The organism is Type-F symbiont of Plautia stali (assembly GCF_059731105.1).
In genome coordinates this window covers 3,524,722-3,540,111 of sequence record NZ_AP035909.1, presented here as the reverse complement: position 1 = coordinate 3,540,111, position 15,390 = coordinate 3,524,722, and the positions used below count along the sequence as shown (strand labels likewise).

The window sequence follows — 15,390 nt, the reverse complement described above, 5'->3', positions numbered from 1 at the left end:
ATGAACATGTCACCTTTAACACGTTATCTCATCCTGCTCTGCACCTGCCTGAGCCTGTGCCTGCCAGGGTGGGTGCAGGCTGAGCGCATCCGCGATTTAACCTCTGTGCAGGGCGTGCGCAGCAATATGCTGATGGGCTACGGGCTGGTCGTTGGTCTTGACGGGTCGGGCGACCAGACCATGCAGACCCCATTTACCACACAAAGCCTGAGCAACATGCTTTCGCAGCTGGGGATCACCGTCCCCAGCGGCACCAACATGCAGCTGAAGAATGTGGCGGCGGTGATGGTCACCGCCGAGCTGCCGGCGTTTGCCCGCGCGGGCGATAAAATCGATGTGGTGGTCTCCTCCATGGGGAATGCGAGAAGCCTGCGCGGCGGCACGCTGCTGATGACCCCGCTGAAAGGGGTAGATAACCAGATCTATGCCCTGGCGCAGGGGAACGTGCTGGTGACCGGTGCAGGCGCGCAGGGGGGCGGAAGCCGGGTGCAGGTTAATCAGCTGAACGGTGCCCGCATCAGCGGAGGGGCAACGGTCGAGCGGGAAGTGCCGAGCAGCTTTGCCAGTGAGCGCGTGATCCGGCTGCAGCTGAATGAAGATGACTTCTCGATTGCTCAGCAGATCACCGATGAGATTAACCGTCGTTTTGGCAGCGATACCGCCCTGGCGGAAAATGCCAGAACGGTGCAGCTGGCAGCGCCGCAGGATGCGGCCGCCCGGGTCCGTTTTCTGGCCAGCGTGGAGAACATCCCGATCCAGGCCGGCCCCGGAGAGGCGCGCATTATTATTAACAGCCGCACCGGTTCGGTGGTGATGAACCGCCATGTCAGGCTGGATGCCTGCGCGGTGGCGCAGGGCGATTTAACCGTAGAGGTGGCGCGCACGCAGCAGGTGAGCCAGCCCGATACGCCGCTGGCGGGCGGGCAGACCGTGGTGACGCCCAATACCCAGGTCTCGGTCCGGAACAGCGGCGGATCACTACAGCGGGTCAGCACCAGCGCCGATCTCAACAGCGTTGTCCGGGCGCTGAACACGCTTGGCGCAACGCCCAACGATCTCATGGCGATTCTGCAGTCGATGAAAAGCGCAGGCTGTCTGCATGCCCGGCTGGAAACCGACTGATGCGCAGCGCCGGATTAGAGGGCGGGGCCGCGTTTGACGTGCGCAATCTGGCGGCCCTGAAGCGGGCGGCAGAACGTTCGCCAGCGCAGGGGCTTAGCGCGGCGGCAAAGCAGATGGAGGGGCTGTTTATCCAGATGATGCTGAAAAGCATGCGTGCGGCATCGCTCCAGGGCGGGCTGTTTGATAATCCGCAGTCACAGATGTTTACCGCCCTGTATGACCAGCAGATTTCACAGGATATCGCGACGCAGGGAACGCTGGGATTGGCCGACTTCCTGACCCGTCAGATGGGGGGCAGCGACGCCTCATCCGCGTCTCCGCCGTCAGCGTTACCGATGCCGGCTGCGCTCACCTCTCTCATGCCGCCGCTCTGGCATAGCGGTGTGCAGCACGACGGCCCACGGCTTCAGGTGGCTGACGCGCCTGCCCGACCCGATAGTGATAGCTTCATCTCCCGCCTGCTCTCACCGGCGCGGGAGGCCGCACGGCTGAGCGGCATTCCTCATCAGCTGATCATCGCGCAGGCGGCGCTGGAATCGGGCTGGGGGCGTCGCGAAATTATCACCGCCAGCGGCAGGGCCACGCATAACCTGTTTGGCATTAAGGCAACGCCGGACTGGAAAGGGGAGTCTGCCGACGTCATGACCTCGGAATATATGGGTGGCGTACTGCGGAAAGTTAAAGCCTCATTCAGGGTTTATAAAAATTACGCTGAGGCCTTATCGGACTACATCCATTTTTTAACGGCGAATCCCCGTTACCGGAACGTGATAAATAATCCGTCCGTTGAAAATGCTGCGCACGTATTACAGCAAAGTGGTTATGCCACCGATCCCGATTATGCGAAAAAATTAATTAACATTATTCACTACGTGAAAAATAACCTCGCGAAAAGCGCGGCAGGTTATAAAAAAAGCGTCGACGAATTATTTTAGTGCGGCCGTTTTAGTTTTTTCTGAAACTCACGATAAATAGATCACGACGTAAACTGACAGGCCCACAAGCGGCCCCGACTTCTGAGCTATGAGGCTGGTGTACCGATGAATCTGTTTAATATCGCCCGGAGCGGATTGAGTACTGCCCAATCCGCGCTGAATGTGGTGGGCAATAATTTAAGTAATGCCATGACGGATGGCTACAGTCGGCAAAATATTATTCTGGGCGAAGCGGGCGGCCGCACGACGGCCAGCGGTTTTTTTGGCTACGGCGTCCAGGCTAATGATGTTCAGCGTTGCTGTGACAATTTCCTGAATAATCAGGTGCGGGGTTCCACCTCGCAGTTTGAGGCGCTGAACGGTCAGTATGAGCAGCTGGCGCAGATCGATAACCTTTTCGGCGACAATACGCATAATGTCTCCATCACCCTGGGCAATCTCTTCAGCGCAATGTCCAAAATGAGCAGCGATCCCGCCAGCTCAGCCACGCGTCAGGAAGTCTATGCGCAGTTCAAAACCCTCGCCAGTCAGTATCAGACCAGCAGTCAGACCCTGACCGGCCTGGAAAAAAGCACCAATACCAGAATCAGTCAGGCTGTGGATGATATTAACGGCTGCGCAAAACAGCTCGCCTCGCTGAATAAAGCGATCGCTAAAGTCCAGGCGACCAGCGGCAACCTGCCGGCCGATCTGCTCGATCAACGCGATCAGGTGCTGACGAAACTGAGCGGTTTAACCGGGATCAAAGTGAATGAAAACAGCACCACCGGCCGCACCGATGTCACGCTGGCGAACGGCTACTCGTTAGTGAATGGCGACAGCGTGTGTGAACTGAAAACCCAGCCTGCCGCTGACAATCCCGCAAAATTAGTCGTCTCTTACACCGACAGCGCCGGTAACCCGATGTTACTGGATGAGAGTGAGATGAGCAGTGGCAGGCTGGGCGGCCTGTTTACCTTTCGCAACACCGACCTGAAAGATGCCGAAAATCAGCTGAACCAGCTGGCGCTTCAGATGGCCACCCGCTTCAACGCGGTCAATAGAGGCGGTTACGATCAACAGGGCGACGCGGGCGGCGCAATTTTTTCCATCGCCGATCCCCAGGCGATCGCCAACAGCGGCAACGGCGGTGACGCGTCACTGGCGGTAACCCGTAGCGACAGCAGCGCCATCAAAGCGGAGGAGTACACTCTGACCTTTACCGGCCCCGCCAGCACCGACTGGACGGTGAAAACAGCGGAGGGAAACACCCTGACGCCGACCGTGGACGAGGATGGCACATTGCATTTTGACGGGCTGGCGGTGAAACCGCAGGGGACGGCAGAAGCGAACGACAGTTTTCAGCTCAATCCGCTGTCAGGCGTGGCGGGATCGCTGACGGTCGCCATCAGCGGCGGCGACGGCATTGCCGCCTCAGCGTCGGCGGATGCCAGTGAGCAGAGCAACAACGAAAATCTGAAGAAGATGCTCGATATTAAAAACCAGCAGCTGATCGGCAATTCCACCCTGAATGAGGCTTATGCCAGCCTGGTCAGCTCGGTCGGTTCCTCCGTCAATGCCGTGAAAACCAGCAGCGCCACCGCAAAAAGCGTCCTGTCACAATGGAGTCAGCAACAGCAGTCGGTCTCCGGCGTCGATATTAACGAGGAATATATCAATATGCAGATGTATTCCCAGTATTACCAGGCGAACTCTCAGGTACTGCAAACCGCGACCACGCTGCTCGACACCATCCTGAATATTAAATAGACCTTTACCGTAATGCGTTTTATCACCCGGAGAGAATGTCGCGATGCGCTTCAGCACTCACTATATGTATCAGCAGCATATTGAAAGCATCACTCAATCAATGGCGAGCGGAAATGATGTCAGTTCACGTCTTTCAGCAGGACAGACGCTGTTAACACCGTCTGATGATCCTGCGCGGGCATCGCAGGCGGTGACCCTGCAAAATGCGTTATCCGGACTCAGCCAGTTTGACACCGCCAGAACGTATGCCCGAAACGCGCTGGGCCAGGAAGATACCACGCTGAGCACGATTCAGAACCTGCTGTCGGGAAACCTGACGGAAAAAATTGTCGCCGGGGGTAACGGTTCTTATTCCGATCAGGATCGTCAGTCGCTGGCTGATGAATTAAAAGGGATCCGCAGCAGCCTGCTTGATTTGGGCAATACCCGCGACAGCAGCGGCCGTTTTATCTTTGCCGGTTATAAAACGGGCAGTGAAGCGTTCGACAAAACAGGCCGTTATGCCGGCGGCGACACGCCGCTGACGCAAAACGTCAGCGACAACGTTGCATTGCAGGTGGGGCATACCGGACGGCAGCTTTTTATGAGCGGCACCGGCGACGATCTGCTGGCGGCGATTGATCAGGCGGTTAACGCCTTAAATACGCCGGTGACCAGCGATGACGATCGTCAGGCCCTGCAGAATACCCTGGACAGCGTGAATAAAGCGGTAAAGAACAATATCGATAATATCGGGAAAATGCAGTCTGATGTGGGCACCGGCCTGCAACAGCTGGATGCACTCAGTACCACCTCGGATGCAGAAAAAATTAATTTAACCACGCGACTGCAACAGGCGCTGGGCACCGATTCTGAAACGCAGATTAGCCTGATTACACAATCCAGAATGTCTGAGTTTGCCATTACCGCATCGATGACGGTATTTCAGACCATGCAGAAAATGTCGATTTTTAATTTCAGGTGATAAAGCACGTAAATCCATTCTGACGATATGGTAAACGCGTCAGCACGACTTTATTGATCATTTAAATCAGCGGGATCATCATGTTTAAAAATATAAAAATTTCGGCAGGGATAAACTCCCTGATGACGCTCTTTGTCATTTTTCTGGCCACCATCTCCTGTTTCAATATCAGCAGCTCACACCGCTTCGACAGCCAGATCCGCGAGGCTATCAGTATCGCCTCTGCGGATAATCATATTCAGGATGCCACGACCAGTCTGAATAATGCTGTCGGCATCGCGGTCATCGCCACCTTTATTGAAAAAGGTAATTTCGAAAGAACCGGTATCCGCGCGGCTAATAAAGAGTCAATCGAGAGCATCGATAAACTGGTGGCCCTGGCGGATGAAGAATATAAAAAATTTACCCGTCAGCCTGCGCTGTCAACTGCGGAGCGTACTCAGGTTCAGAAGGTGACACAGGCCTATAATAATCTGCTGAATTTCACGCTGAGCATGAGAAGTGCCATGCTCGATCCCGCTCTGCCGCTGAAGGAGGTGGAGGTATTAGAGAAACAGACCAGTGAGTTTCGCGCCGCACTGAAAAGTGAATTAGATGCCTATCATGAGGTGCTGAGCGCCACCATCCTGGAGCACAAAGCGGAGGGCGACAGGGTCAATGCCCGGATGCTGACGGTCGCCATCCTCCTGGTGATCGTCTCGGTCATCATGGTGGTCATCGCGCGGGTCTGGCTGAAAAAAACGCTTTTTTCCCGTCTGCGTCAGACCCGGGAGACCTTTGCATTACTCGCTTCCGGCAATCTGAGTCAGCCTGTGGAAACGGGTGCCCGCAATGAAATTGGCGACATGCTGGTTGAGCTGGAGAAGATGCGCGTCGCGCTCACCCGCACCGTGTCAGACATTCGTCAGGAGGTGACCAGCATCTACGGCAGCGCGCAGGAGATTTCGCACAGCAACAATGAACTCTCTTCCCGTACCGAACAGCAGGCTTCCGCGTTGCAGGAGACGGCGGCCAGTATGGAAGAGCTGAAAATTACCGTTCGCCAGAATGCAGATAATGCGCACAGCGCCAGACAGCTGGTGGAGAGCGCCAGCAACAGCGCGCGCAAAGGCGGTGAGGTGATGGTCAATCTGGATGGCATCATGCAGGAGATCACCGAGAACTCGCGGCAGATTGCCGATATCAACGGCGTGATCGACAGCATCGCCAACCAGACCAATATCCTGGCGCTGAACGCGGCCGTAGAAGCGGCGCGCGCCGGTGAGCAGGGGCGTGGGTTTGCGGTCGTGGCCGGGGAGGTGCGCAGCCTGGCAAAACGCAGTGCGGATGCGGCCAAAGAGATCCGTCAGTTAATTAATGTCTGTGTGGCCAATATGCACACCGGCTCACAGGAGGTGGAGCTGGCGGGCGCAGCCATGGGAGAAGTGGTGAAGTCGGTTACGCAGGTCACGGATATTATGGCGGAGATAACCTCGGCCTCGGATGAGCAGAGTACCGGTATCAATCAGATCGCGCAGGCGGTGAATGAGATGGATTCTGTCACGCAGCAGAATGCCAGCATGGTGGAAGAAGCCGCCTCTGTGGCGCGCAGCGTTGAAGAGTATGCTCACAATCTGGAGCAGGCCGTGTCGCAGTTCCTGCTGCAGGAGAAGGGTGGTAATCACACCGCGCGTGACAGTCATCTCACCGCGCCGCTGGCGACAAAAAAACCGCTGACTCACCAGGAGCCTTCGTTCAGTAAAAATAAAGCAGAAAGTGACTGGACCAGCTTTTAATCAGATCCGCACTGAACAGATAAACAAATAATGGCGGTCTGCGGTTATTTGTTTATCAGAATGTTATCGGTCATGATCAGGCTGGCGAAATAGCTCTGTTTGTTTTCGCTTATCAGGCTATTTGATTTTATTTGTATCGTTAATAATTTCGCATAACCTTTACCTCGTGGAATCGCTAATTTTGGATGGTATCTATACCCCGGACGGTGTCATTGATAAAAAGGGGTTGTGGTTAAAGTATCGTTTCTGGGTGCGCAGAGAAGCCCTTAATTTACAGGTTAAATTACCGGCCTGCGTAGAATTAGACGATCTCATTCAGGCAGGCGCTATCGGGTTATTAAATGCCATTGACGATTATGACCCGAAAAAAGGGATTGCGCTGAATACCTATATTACTCAGCGGGTGCGCTGGGCATTAATTGATGAGCTGCGTGAGCGTGACTGGGTGCCGCGCCGGGTGCGCAGTAATTCACGTCGCCTCTCTGCCGTTATTCAGCGCCTGGAGCAGGCGAGTGGTCAGACGGCCAGCGAGGCTGACGTCGCGAAAGAGCTGGGCGTGTCACTGAGCGAATATCAGTCGATGCTGACCGAAAGTAACAACAGCATGATCTATTCGCTGGACGAACTGCAGGAAGAGTATGGCGATCGTTTCGAACAGCCCGACAGCCATCACGAAGCGTTAAATCCTTTAAACAGCGCCATGTTTTCCCGGCTGGCCGTTCAGATCAGCGATGAAATAAAGCATCTGCCTGAAAGAGAGCAAACGCTGCTGAATCTCTATTATCAGCAGGAGCTGAATATGAAAGAGGTCGGCTATATCCTGGGAATTACCGAAACACGCGTCAGTCAGCTTCATAGTCAGGCGATTAAACGGCTGCGCGCAAGGCTGGATTTACATCAATAACGCCGGGTTGCCCTTTTCCTGCAGGCATATAAACGATCAGCGAGTGAACAGATGATGAAAACAGGGTTGTACAGCTACGGCGATCGGCTGCAAAAAATATACGCCTTCAATCTCTCTTATTTACTGCTTGCCCAGCATCTTATTGCGCAGGATGTCGCGACGGCGGGCTTCTATCTGGGCATCAGTGACAGGCTGCTGACACGGCTGAAAAATCTGCCCCTGCCAGAGCTGCTGCGCATGGCGTCGGTGGACCAGCTGATCTGCCAGCTGCGGTTCGACAACGAATCGATAGTGGACGTGCTTACCCGCCGTTCGCGCCTTGAGGCACTGCAGAGCATTCATACCGGCATTATTTTATCGACCGGGCTGCTGCAGGCGAGACCCGATCCGCTGCTGGCTGATAGCCGCAGTAACGCGGCGGGGCAGCGCAGGTCAGTGTCGCCAGAAATGGTGAAAGTGCCTGACTCCCGGTTCCAGGCCTAATCGCGGATAAGGCGTCATCTGGCCTGACAGGCTGTCCGGACGGGTGCGCCAGGCGGCCCGACTCTGTGGAAACTGTGCCTTTGCCAGCCCCGGATAACCGATTCCGGGTCACACAAAGGCATAAATAATGACGAGGTTATTGTGCTGGTTGTTCTGGGCTATATCGTGGTTCTTGCCTCCGTTCTGGGGGGATTCACGCTGTCGGGCGGCGAAATGGGCGCGCTCTTTCAGCCAAATGAATTACTGATTATCGGCGGTGCAGCCCTGGGGGCCTTTATTGTCGGCAATAATGCCAAGGCAATTAAGATGACCCTGAAAGCGCTGCCTTCGCTGTTTAAAGGATCGAAATATACCCGGGAGGTCTATGTCGATGTGCTGACCCTGCTCTACCTGCTGCTGGTCAGCGCGCGGCAGAAAGGCATGATGTCACTGGAGGGGGAGATTGAAGATCCGCACAACAGCGCGATTTTTGTGAACTACCCGCGCGTACTCAACGATCCTTTTCTGATGAATTTCCTGCAGGACTATCTGCGTCTGATGATCAGCGGCAGCAGTAACGCCTTTGAAATTGAAGCGCTGATGGATGAGGAGATTGAAACCGCCGAGCATGAGGCGGAGATGCCTGCCGACAGTATCGGCGCGCTGGGCGATGGTTTACCGGCATTCGGCATTGTGGCGGCAGTGATGGGCGTGGTCATTGCGCTCGCCTCTGCTGACCGGCCAGCCGCGGAGCTGGGCGAGCTCATTGCACATGCGATGGTCGGCACCTTTCTCGGTATCCTGCTGGCTTACGGCTTTATCAGTCCGCTGGCTAACCTGCTGCGGCAGAAAAGTGCCGAAAAAATTAAGATCCTTTTTTGTATCAAGGCCGTGCTGCTGGCGACCATCAATGAATCTGCTCCGCAGATCGCCGTTGAGTTTGGCCGCAAAACGCTGCTCTCCACGTTGCGCCCCTCCTTTCTGGAGCTGGAAGCGCATATCCAGCAGGTGAAAGCGTCATCGCACACCCCGGCGACGGAAGAGGGCGCATGAGCAGGAAAAATCACGCCCCCATTGTCGTCAGAAAGAAACGTAAAGCAAAACATGGCGGGCACCATGGCGGCTCCTGGAAAATTGCTTATGCCGACTTTATGACGGCGATGATGGCCTTTTTTCTGGTGATGTGGCTGCTTTCAACCTCCACACCTGAAGCGCGCGAGCAGATTGCGGAATATTTCAAAATGCCGCTCAGCGTCGCGCTGTCGAAGGGGGATAAATCAAGCCTGAGTGACAGCGTCATCCCCGGTGGCGGTGATGATATGACGAAGCAGGAGGGCGAAGTCTCCCGACCGCTGCCGGATCATCGGGATCGCGCCAGCAACAAAACCGATCAGAATCTGCAGGCGCTGCGGCAGAAGCTCCAGAGCCTGATTCAGCAGGATCCCCGCCTGAGTAACTACCGGTCAAACCTGCAGCTTTCGCTGTCGGAGAATGGCCTGTTAGTCCAGATCACCGACAGCCGCGACCGGCCCATGTTCAAGGTCGGCAGCCGCGAGCCTGAGCCTTATATGCGGGCGATCCTCGAAGCGCTGGCCCCGGCGCTGAATGAACTGCCTAACCGCATTACGCTCACCGGGCACTCCGACTCGCAGCCCTATGCCGGGGGGGACGCGGCTTACAGCAACTGGGAACTCTCTGCCGACCGTGCCAACGCCTCACGGCGGGCGTTAATTCATGGCGGTCTTTCAGCCAGCAAGTTTCTGCGCATCGTCGGCATGGCGGACAGCATCAGTATCGACAGCAGCGGTCACGATAATCCGCTGAACCGGCGCATTACGATTCTGGTTCACAGCAAAGAAAATCAGCAGGATATCCTGAATCAGGAGTCCATTTTAACCAAAATGCCGGCCGCGCCAGAGAAAGCGTCACTACGTTCGCAGCTGACATTCACGCCTGTTGAGGCGAACGCACCGGGGCAGCCGGATAACGCTTCCGGGAAAACAGAACCGCAGAGGGTCAATAGTGGACATTAGTGATTTTTATCAGACTTTTTTCGATGAAGCTGATGAGTTACTGGCGGATATGGAAACGCATCTGCTGGCACTTGATATTCATTCACCCGATAAAGACTTACTGAACGCCATCTTCCGTGCTGCACACTCCATTAAAGGCGGGGCGGCCACATTCGGGTTTACGGTTTTACAGCAGACCACGCACATCCTGGAAAATTTACTCGATGAGGCGCGCGGTGGAAATCTCACGCTGACCAGCGACATTATCACGTTATTTCTTGAGAGTAAGGACATCATGCAGGAACAGCTGGATGCCTATAAATCATCCCAGGCCCCTGACGAAGAGCGTTTTCACGCTATCTGCGAAGCGCTCCGGCAGATTGCCTTAGAGAGTCACTCATCCCCGGCGCAGGCCGTCTCCCTGCCGCCCGCTGCGCCTGAAACCAGTGAGGTGATGCCACCGCCAGCGGTTTCCACGACGGGCACGCTGCTCGCCGTGACGCTGCGGGAGGTAAAAGCCGCGGACAGAGCGTCACTGAGCGATGAGCTGGCGAACCTGGGAACGGTGGTCAGCCAGCAGCAGGAGGGGGATCAGATGACGGTGATCCTTGATACCCGCGTCACGGCCGATGACATCAGTGCGGTGCTCTGCTTTGTTCTGGAACCGCATCAGATAGCGATTACGGAGGCGGGCACTCCCCGGACGGCGGAAAAGGCCGACGCGGCGTGCCTCGCGCCGCAGGGGGGTGAGGCGACGTCTGCCGTGCAGGCAGCCCCCCCGGCGGCACCCCGGCCTAAAGCGCCGGCGAAATCGTCGGTGAGTGAAAGCGGCAGCATTCGGGTGGTGGTCGACAAGGTGGATCAGATTATCAACCTGGTGGGCGAGCTGATTATCACGCAGACGATGCTGACCCAGCTCTCCTCCCGTCTTGACCCCACGCAGCATGACGCCTTAATCAGCAGCGTGAGTCAGCTGGAGCGGAATGCGCGGGATCTGCAGGAGTCGGTGATGTCGATCCGCATGATGCCGATGGAGTATGTGTTCAGCCGCTTCCCGCGACTGGTGCATGACCTGGCGGCGCGGCTGGATAAGAAAATTGAGCTTACCCTGCGCGGCGGTTCCGCCGAGCTGGACAAGGGGCTGATTGAGAAAATTATCGATCCGCTGACCCATCTGGTGCGAAACAGCCTCGATCATGGCATTGAGTCAGTGGAAACCCGCCTCGCCAAAGGCAAACCCGAAACAGGCAATCTGATCCTCTCGGCGGAGCACCACGGCGGCAATATCGTGATTGAGGTGATTGACGATGGCGCGGGCCTGAACCGCGAGAAAATCCTCGCCAGGGCGCACGCGCAGGGCATGGTGGTGCCGGACAATATCAGTGATGAAGAGGTCTGGATGCTGATTTTCGCGCCGGGCTTTTCCACGGCGGAAAAAGTCACCGACGTCTCCGGTCGCGGGGTGGGCATGGATGTGGTGAAACGTAACATCCAGGCGATGGGCGGCCATGTTGAAATCCGCTCTGTCCGGGACAAAGGCTCCACGATCCGCATTATCCTGCCGCTGACCCTGGCCATCCTCGACGGCATGTCGGTACGGGTTGGCGAGGAGATCTACGTGCTGCCGCTTGGCACCGTCATGGAATCCCGTCTGCCCTCAGAAAAAGCGCTCTATCGCATGGCCGGTAACGAAATGATGCTGCAGGTCCGGGAGGAGTATCTGCCGCTGGTGGAGCTGCGTCAGGTCTTCAACCTGCCGGATCAGCCAGAAGAACCGCATCAGGGGATTGCGGTTATCGTGCAGAGCGCGGGCTGCCGCTATGCCCTGCTGGTGGATCAGCTGATTGGTCAGCATCAGGTGGTGGTCAAAAATCTGGAGCTTAATTACCGCAAGGTGCCTGGCGTCTCCGCCGCGACCATCCTCGGGGATGGCAGCGTGGCGCTCATCCTGGATGTGGCCGTTTTAGCCAGGCTGGCAAAAGAGAAGCGACAGGCTACAAAAGCGGTTTAACAGCGTGCTTTCTTAAGGTGAAAAATGAATTTATCTGATTCGGAAAAGAAGGTTAGCGGCGACAGTGCCGGTCATGAATATCTGGTCTTCAGGCTGGGGGAAGAGGAATATGGCATTGATATTCTCAAAGTGCAGGAGATCCGCAGTTGCGAAAGGGTGACCCGCATTGCTAATTCGCCGGACTTTATTGCGGGGGTCACCAACCTGCGCGGCGTTATTGTGCCGATCGTCGATTTGCGGGTGAAATTCCGGCTCAGCTCGGCGGAATTTGATCATAATACTGTAGTCATCGTCCTCAATTTTACCACCCGCGTCGTGGGCATTATTGTGGATGGCGTTTCTGACGTCTTATCCCTGGCAGCTGAGCAGATTCGTCCGGCTCCCGAATTTTCAGTGACGCTGTCGACAGAATATATACAGGGACTGGGCTCGGTCGATGAGAGAATGTTAATTCTGGTCAACATCGAAAAGCTGCTGAACAGCGAAGAGATGGAGCTGGTCGAAAAAAACAGCGCCCTGCTATCCTGAACCTGCTGCCTCATTGCCCGGTCCGTTTTGCGCTGGCCGGGCCTTTTTTATTCTCCCCGGCATCCTGCCCGATCCGCGTAACAGACGTTTTCCCTCGCCTGCATCCCTCATGAAATAAGCGCCGACCCGGACGCGAAGCACCCGCCACAAAAAAGCCCGAGGCTGGCAGCAAACCAGCCTCGGGCGGGGTGTGACCTGACCCCCCAGAGGGTCAGGTCGGGAGAGCGGACGGGATTAACGCAGCAGTGACAGAATGTTCTGTGGTGACTGGTTAGCCTGTGCCAGCACGGCGGTACCGGCCTGCTGCAGCATATTGCCTTTGGACATATTCGATACCTCCGTCGCCATGTCCGCATCCTGGATACGAGACTGGGATGCGGTCAGGTTAACCACGGTGCTGTTCAGGGTATTCACCACGGAATCAAACCGGTTCTGCACCGCATCCAGACCGGAACGCAGCGAGCTGACGGTGCTCAGCGCGGCGTCAACGGTGGCCAGCAGCGTATCCGTATCCGCGCCGGTGACGTCATAATCGTCCATTTTCAGTTCGGCTGAGTCCATTTTTTTGAGCTCAATGTCGATAGTCTGTTTGTCATCCGCACCCACCTGAATGCTCAGAGACTGATCTTTACTCAGGACTTTGATGCCGTTGAACTCAGTCTGTTCGGAAATACGGTCAATCTCAGCCAGACGCTGTTTGATTTCGTCCTGGATAGACTGTTTATCTGAATCCGTGTTCGTGCCGTTTTTGGCCTGAACGGTCAGGGTACGGATTTTCTGCAGGTTGTCGTTCACTTCGTTCAGTGCGCCTTCCGTGGTCTGCGCAATCGAGGTGCCGTCGTTAGCGTTACGGGCTGCCTGGGTCAGGCCGTTGATTTTCGCGCTGAAGCGGTTACTGATCGCCTGGCCGGCGGCATCATCTTTTGCACTGTTAATGCGGCGACCGGAAGAGAGACGCTCAATCGCGGTGCCGAGGGTCGCCTGAGATTTATTCAGGTTGTTCTGTGCAATTAAGCTGAGGGTATTAGTATTAATTACCTGCATGATTCATTCCTTTAATAAAGTATTAGAGGGAGGGTTGAGTTATGCGTATTCGCTTCGCATGATAATAAATATCGGCGCGAGTGAGATTGACTGAAATTTTTTCTTGTCAGGTTATGTAATCGATCCTGTAAAGAAAAGCAGAGCAGCGAGCTCGCTTTATTGTCGGAAGAGCTTGCGTGAATTCTGTTCCGGCTAAATCACTTCATTTCTGGCGCTATTTCTGACGATGACGCAAAGAAAAGCCAGGGCGCCGTTTTAATCGCTGCTGCAATAAGGTCTTTTACTCAGTTCTGATTTATTTTCGCGGTGAGGATTTTATTTTTTCAGTACGGAGCCGATATTTTATAGCAAAGGATTCATCTTTATTTATTCATTTCACAGGGGGTTAACATGGCAATATCACCCAATGCCAGTGCTGGCGTCGGCGGATGGGATTATTCAGATCTGTTAAATGGGATCGCGCAGAACGAACAGCTGCGTCTGAAACCCTACACCACGCTTCAGACGAAGTGCAAAAATCAAATCTCCGCGTGGGGCAATATCAGCAGCCTGTTAACAAAACTGCAGAGCACCGCGAAAAAACTGGATGGTGAAGCGTTCAATACCCTGACCGTCAGCAAAAACAGCGCCTTTACCGCCACCGCCACCAGCAACGCCAGTGCTGACACGCACGCCGTCAGCGTTCAGCAGCTGGCCGTCGCGCACAAGCTGAGAACCGACCCCTTTGACAGTGCCGACAGTCAGCTGGGGTCCGGCACGGCGGGCACCCGCACCCTTATCATCAAACAGGGTGACGGTTCACAGGTGAAAGTGACCCTCAACGAGGATCAGACCTCGCTCAACCAGATTGCCAAAGCGATTAATACGCAGAACAGCGCGCAGGGCGGTAACATCACGGCGTCGGTTCAGCGTGACGGCAAGGGCACCTATCAGCTGATGCTCAGCTCCAGAAAAACCGGTACCGGCGGTGAAATGTCCGTCAGCGTGGAAAACGATGAAAAACTCGCGGGCATCCTTGATACGAGTAACGGCGGAAAAAGTGCCGATGGCAGCGGAAACAGCAGCGATAAGATGACGGTGGTGTCGGTGGCACAGGACGCAAAACTGACCGTCGACGGGATCGCCTACACCCGCACCAGCAACAACATCAACGACATCATTACCGGCGTCACGCTTAACCTGAATGCCACCTCCAAAGGCGGCGACACCGAGCAGCTGACCCTGACGGTCGACTCCAGCGCGATTAAGACCAGCCTGCAGGATTTTGTGAAGCAATATAATGCGCTGCTGACGGAAACCTCCGCAAACAGTAAGTTTGTTGCCAGCAGTGGCGACAGTGACACCTCAACCGAAAAGAGCGGCGTGCTGATGGGGAACTCAACCCTGCGCGGCCTGGTTAACGATTTTCGCTCGGCGGTCAACGACAGTTATGGCGGTGCAAAGGGCGGCTCCCTCTCTGCGTTAGGCATCACGATCGATTCCCAGACCGGGCAGATGACGCTGGATGAGAGCAAGCTGGATAAAGCCATCGCGGACGATCCTGACACTATCGGGCGAATCTTTAAGGGCAGCGGCACGGACAGTGGCCTGGCCTCCACCCTGAATGACATCGCGACAAAATATGTGGGTGACACCACGACCAAAACCGACGGCATCATCAAGAGCGTCACTAAAGATCTCAATACACAGATCCAGAATGCAGCCACGCAGATCACCAAAACCCAGGCGATGATCGACACCAAAATTGAACTGCTCAGAAGCCAGTATGCCAATGCGGATGCGCTCTATAACCAGATGAACAATCTGAGCAACACGCTGATCGAAATGTTCAAGAAGATGTAAGTCCGCCAGCCAGTAACTTTATCAGACAGGGCGTTGTCCCTG

Annotated in this window: 13 protein-coding genes; 12 read left to right on the top strand and 1 reads right to left on the bottom strand. The window is 55.4% G+C overall.

Annotated elements, in window-relative coordinates; all coding sequences use genetic code 11:
* The 11 genes from AC6I7A_RS16775 (at position 1) to cheW (ending at position 12,462) form a co-directional block, all read left to right on the top strand.
* Complete coding sequence (locus AC6I7A_RS16775; RefSeq protein WP_058956484.1) at positions 1-1,122, top strand: flagellar basal body P-ring protein FlgI; 1,122 nt, start codon at positions 1-3, stop codon at positions 1,120-1,122.
* Positions 1,122-2,057 carry a flagellar assembly peptidoglycan hydrolase FlgJ gene (gene flgJ / locus AC6I7A_RS16770; RefSeq protein ID WP_058956483.1) on the top strand — a complete coding sequence of 312 codons (936 nt, stop codon included), beginning with the start codon at positions 1,122-1,124 and terminating at the stop codon, positions 2,055-2,057. The genes AC6I7A_RS16775 and flgJ overlap by 1 nt, the downstream gene beginning before the upstream one ends.
* A gap of 105 nt (positions 2,058-2,162) precedes the next feature.
* Entirely contained in the window at positions 2,163-3,806 is a 1,644-nt protein-coding gene (gene flgK, locus AC6I7A_RS16765; protein WP_058956482.1) for a flagellar hook-associated protein FlgK, read from the top strand.
* Positions 3,807-3,849: 43 nt separating this feature from the next.
* Positions 3,850-4,770 carry a flagellar hook-associated protein FlgL gene (gene flgL, locus AC6I7A_RS16760; protein WP_058956481.1) on the top strand — a complete coding sequence of 307 codons (921 nt, stop codon included), beginning with the start codon at positions 3,850-3,852 and terminating at the stop codon, positions 4,768-4,770.
* 80 nt (positions 4,771-4,850) lie between these two features.
* A complete protein-coding gene (locus AC6I7A_RS16755; RefSeq protein ID WP_058956480.1) occupies positions 4,851-6,545 on the top strand; it encodes a methyl-accepting chemotaxis protein in 1,695 nt (564 codons plus the stop codon).
* Between the two features lie 181 nt (positions 6,546-6,726).
* Positions 6,727-7,449: an RNA polymerase sigma factor FliA gene (locus AC6I7A_RS16750; protein ID WP_058956479.1), complete on the top strand. Its 723-nt coding sequence runs from the start codon at positions 6,727-6,729 to the stop codon at positions 7,447-7,449.
* A 51-nt stretch (positions 7,450-7,500) separates the two neighbouring features.
* Positions 7,501-7,932 (top strand): flagellar transcriptional regulator FlhD, encoded by a 432-nt coding sequence (gene flhD, locus AC6I7A_RS16745; RefSeq protein WP_064484494.1) that lies wholly within the window; start codon positions 7,501-7,503, stop codon positions 7,930-7,932.
* Positions 7,933-8,073: 141 nt separating this feature from the next.
* On the top strand, positions 8,074-8,964 hold the full coding sequence (motA, locus tag AC6I7A_RS16740; protein ID WP_058956478.1) for a flagellar motor stator protein MotA: 891 nt from the start codon (positions 8,074-8,076) through the stop codon (positions 8,962-8,964).
* The gene (gene motB / locus AC6I7A_RS16735) at positions 8,961-9,944 is read left to right on the top strand and encodes a flagellar motor protein MotB (RefSeq protein ID WP_064484493.1); all 984 of its coding nucleotides are present in this window, start codon (positions 8,961-8,963) and stop codon (positions 9,942-9,944) included. The genes motA and motB overlap by 4 nt, the downstream gene beginning before the upstream one ends.
* Positions 9,934-11,934 carry a chemotaxis protein CheA gene (cheA, locus tag AC6I7A_RS16730; RefSeq protein WP_058956477.1) on the top strand — a complete coding sequence of 667 codons (2,001 nt, stop codon included), beginning with the start codon at positions 9,934-9,936 and terminating at the stop codon, positions 11,932-11,934. Before motB ends, cheA begins: the two co-directional genes overlap by 11 nt.
* Positions 11,935-11,958: 24 nt before the next feature.
* Positions 11,959-12,462, top strand: coding sequence for a chemotaxis protein CheW (cheW, locus tag AC6I7A_RS16725; protein ID WP_058956476.1), 504 nt, complete (start codon positions 11,959-11,961; stop codon positions 12,460-12,462).
* 234 nt (positions 12,463-12,696) lie between these two features.
* Here the strand turns inward: cheW and AC6I7A_RS16720 are convergent, their stop codons facing one another.
* Positions 12,697-13,509: a flagellin N-terminal helical domain-containing protein gene (locus AC6I7A_RS16720; protein ID WP_064484492.1), complete on the bottom strand. Its 813-nt coding sequence runs from the start codon at positions 13,507-13,509 to the stop codon at positions 12,697-12,699.
* Between the two features lie 387 nt (positions 13,510-13,896).
* On the opposite strand from AC6I7A_RS16720, the gene fliD reads away from it, so the two are divergent.
* Complete coding sequence (gene fliD / locus AC6I7A_RS16715; protein ID WP_058956474.1) at positions 13,897-15,348, top strand: flagellar filament capping protein FliD; 1,452 nt, start codon at positions 13,897-13,899, stop codon at positions 15,346-15,348.
* Positions 15,349-15,390 lie beyond the last annotated feature (42 nt).

Bases quoted from the DNA above. Each gene is read 5' to 3' on its own strand.
- AC6I7A_RS16775 (WP_058956484.1), top strand. From the start codon at position 1: ATGAACATGTCACCTTTAACACGTTATCTCATCCTGCTCTGCACCTGC.
- flgJ (WP_058956483.1), top strand. From the start codon at position 1,122: ATGCGCAGCGCCGGATTAGAGGGCGGGGCCGCGTTTGACGTGCGCAAT.
- flgK (WP_058956482.1), top strand. From the start codon at position 2,163: ATGAATCTGTTTAATATCGCCCGGAGCGGATTGAGTACTGCCCAATCC.
- flgL (WP_058956481.1), top strand. From the start codon at position 3,850: ATGCGCTTCAGCACTCACTATATGTATCAGCAGCATATTGAAAGCATC.
- AC6I7A_RS16755 (WP_058956480.1), top strand. From the start codon at position 4,851: ATGTTTAAAAATATAAAAATTTCGGCAGGGATAAACTCCCTGATGACG.
- flhD (WP_064484494.1), top strand. From the start codon at position 7,501: ATGATGAAAACAGGGTTGTACAGCTACGGCGATCGGCTGCAAAAAATA.
- motB (WP_064484493.1), top strand. From the start codon at position 8,961: ATGAGCAGGAAAAATCACGCCCCCATTGTCGTCAGAAAGAAACGTAAA.
- cheW (WP_058956476.1), top strand. From the start codon at position 11,959: ATGAATTTATCTGATTCGGAAAAGAAGGTTAGCGGCGACAGTGCCGGT.
- fliD (WP_058956474.1), top strand. From the start codon at position 13,897: ATGGCAATATCACCCAATGCCAGTGCTGGCGTCGGCGGATGGGATTAT.